Source organism: Cupriavidus sp. 05T313 (genome assembly GCF_056396665.1).
Genome location: NZ_JBFTLX010000439.1, coordinates 1 through 2897 on the forward strand (window position 1 = coordinate 1; position 2897 = coordinate 2897).

A 2897-nucleotide genomic window follows, 5' to 3' on the forward strand; every position below is an offset into this window, starting at 1 on the left:
CCCGAGGGGGTGTCGCCCCATCCGGCGCGCCTTCTTTGCCTACTTTCTTGGCAAGACAAGAAAGTAGGTCGCCCCCCGCAGGGGGGTGAAACCGCCTTTGAATTTAAGCCTTTAAGCCTTTAAGCCTTTGACTTCGTAGCCCCCCCAGGCCACACCACCAAGAACAAGGAGACACCCATAATGCTCTACACCGAAGACCACCACAACATCATGGCCAGCATCCGCCGCTTCGTAGCGGCCGAGATCAACCCCCATGTCGACGAATGGGAAGCCGCCGAAATCTTCCCCGCGCACACGCTGTTCAAGAAGATGGGCGAACTAGGCTTCCTCGGCATCACCAAGCCGGCCGAATACGGCGGCCTCGGCCTGGATTTCTCCTATGCCGTGGCCGCAGCCGAAGCCCTCGGCTACGTCCACGCGCAAGGCGTCGGCATGGCCGTAGGCGTGCAGACCGACATGGCCACCCCGGCCCTGACCGCCTTCGGCTCCGACGAACTCAAGCGCGAGTTCCTGGCACCGGCCATTGCCGGCGAGGCGGTGGCGGCGATCGGCGTATCCGAGGCCGGCGCCGGCTCCGACGTGGCCTCGCTCAAGACGCGTGCCCGGCGCGATGGCGACGACTACGTCATCAGCGGCTCCAAGATGTGGATCACCAACGGCACCCAGGCCGACTGGATCTGCCTGCTGTGCAATACCTCCGACGGTCCGGTGCACAAGAACAAGTCGCTGATCATCGTGCCGCTCAGGCAGGGCGGCAAGCGCACGCCTGGCGTGGAAGTGCAAAAGATCAAGAAGTTCGGCATGTGGTGCTCCGACACCGCGCAGATCTTCTTCGATGAAGTGCGGGTGCCGGCGCGCAACCGCATCGGCGAGGAGGGCATGGGCTTCATCTACCAGATGAAGCAGTTCCAGGAAGAACGTCTGAACGGCGCGGCGCGCCGCCTCGCCTGCAATGCGCTGATCGAGGAAACCGCCGACTACCTGCGCCAGCGCATCGCCTTCGGCAAGCCCCTGCTCGACAACCCGTTCATCCAGTTCAAGCTGGCCGAACTCAAGACCGAGATGGAAGCCCTGCGCGCGCTGGTCTACATGGCAACCAAGACCTATATCGACGGCGGCGACGTGGTGGAGCTGGCCTCCATGGCCAAGCTCAAGGCCGGCCGCCTCTCGCGCGAGGTGGCCGACTGGTGCATKYAGTTCCAGGGTGGCATGGGCTACACGTGGGACAACCATGCCTCGCGCGCCTATCGCGATTTCCGCCTGGGCTCCATCGGCGGCGGTGCCGACGAGGTGATGCTCACGGTAATCGCCAAGCAGATGGGGCTGATGGCAAAGCACTGAGCTTGCCGGCCGTTTCCTTCTCACGCAATGTTTCCGCTACTCCCAAACCATGACCAACGCCGTCAATACCGAATCCGCCAATGACGCCAGCGCCGTGATCGTGCGCGAGGTCCGGGGCGTGCTGTTCGCCACCCTCAATGCGCCATCCACGCGCAATGCACTCGCGCCCGAGGTGGTCGCCGCGCTGGCGCATGCCGTGGCGCGCGCCGAGTCCGACACCGCGCTGCGGGCGCTGGTGTTGCGCGGCGCCGGCGGCTTTTTCTGCGCGGGCGGCAACGTCGGCAATTTCCAGGCGCGGCTGGATGCCGGCGCCGCGCCGGACGATCCCGTGGCCAGCCGCAATCGCGAGTTCGGCTACTTCATGCAGCGGCTGGCCGCGCTGCCCGTGCCGGTGGTGGCGGTGGTGGAGGGCGCGGCCATGGGCGGCGGCATGGGCCTGAGCTGCGCGGCCGATATCGTGCTGGCCACGCCCGACGCGCGCTTCGCCTTGTCCGAGACCTCGCTGGGCATCATCGCCGCGCAGATCGCGCCCTTCGTGGTGGCGCGCATCGGGGCGGCCGCCACGCGGCGCCTTGGTTTGTCCGGCGAGCGCGTGAGCGGCGACACGGCGGTGGCACTGGGACTGGTGGATCAGCTTGCCGGGGACGGCGCCGCGCTGGATGCGCTGCTCGCCGAATGGCTGACGCGCATCTGCCGTTGCGGCCCGCAGGCCAACCGCGCTTTCAAGGCGCTGGTGGCGCGCACCGGACAGGTGGGGCAGGGCGAGCAACTGGACGAGGCCTCGCGCCTGTTCGCGCAATGCATGCGCACCGAAGGCACCGAAGGCATCCAGGCCTTTCGCGGCAAGCGCGACGCCGCCTGGGTGGTGCGCTTCGACGCCGCCGACGTACGCGCCGCGCACGCCACGCAAGATTGAGTAAACGGGCAACCCGCACCGCAACGGCCCACTTCGACACTCCGATCCCGAGACGTACCATGCCCGCTACCAGCCGACCCTTCCACACCTTGCTCGTCGCCAACCGTGGCGAGATCGCCATGCGCATCATGCGCACGGCGCGCCGCCTCGGCCTTGCCACCGTGGCGGTCTATTCCGAGGCCGACCGCCATAGCCCGCACGTGGCCTTCGCCGACCGCGCGGTACGCATCGGCGACGCCGCACCGCGCGCGTCCTACCTGAATATCGGCGCCATCGTCGAGGCGGCGCGCAGCAGCGGCGCCGATGCGGTGCACCCCGGATACGGCTTCCTGGCCGAGAATGCCGAATTTGCCGAAGCGGTGACGCAGGCCGGGCTGGTCTTCGTCGGCCCGCCGGCAGAGGCGATCCGCGCCATGGGCAACAAGGCGGAGGCCAAGCGCCTGATGCTTGATGCGGATATGCCCTGCATCCCTGGCTACCAGGGCGAGGCGCAGGACGACGCAGCGCTGCTGCGGGCCGCGGCGCAGATCGGTTTTCCGCTGATGGTCAAGGCCGCGGCTGGCGGCGGCGGGCGCGGCATGCGCCTGGTGCATGAGGCGGATGCCTTGCCCGGCGCGCTGGCCAGCGCGCGCTCCGAGGC

At 67.8% G+C, this 2897-nt stretch carries 3 protein-coding genes; all 3 read left to right on the forward strand.

Annotation, left to right across the window (positions count from 1 at the left end; translation table 11 throughout):
* Positions 1 to 180: 180 nt before the first annotated feature.
* Positions 181 to 1341: an acyl-CoA dehydrogenase family protein gene (locus AC1DKD_RS40480; protein ID WP_477144667.1), complete on the forward strand. Its 1161-nt coding sequence runs from the start codon at positions 181 to 183 to the stop codon at positions 1339 to 1341.
* Between the two features lie 49 nt (positions 1342 to 1390).
* Positions 1391 to 2257 (forward strand): enoyl-CoA hydratase/isomerase family protein, encoded by an 867-nt coding sequence (locus tag AC1DKD_RS40485; protein WP_441629394.1) that lies wholly within the window; start codon positions 1391 to 1393, stop codon positions 2255 to 2257.
* Between the two features lie 59 nt (positions 2258 to 2316).
* The coding region (locus AC1DKD_RS40490) for a biotin carboxylase N-terminal domain-containing protein (protein WP_477144668.1) at positions 2317 to 2897 on the forward strand (581 nt) is incomplete at its 3' end.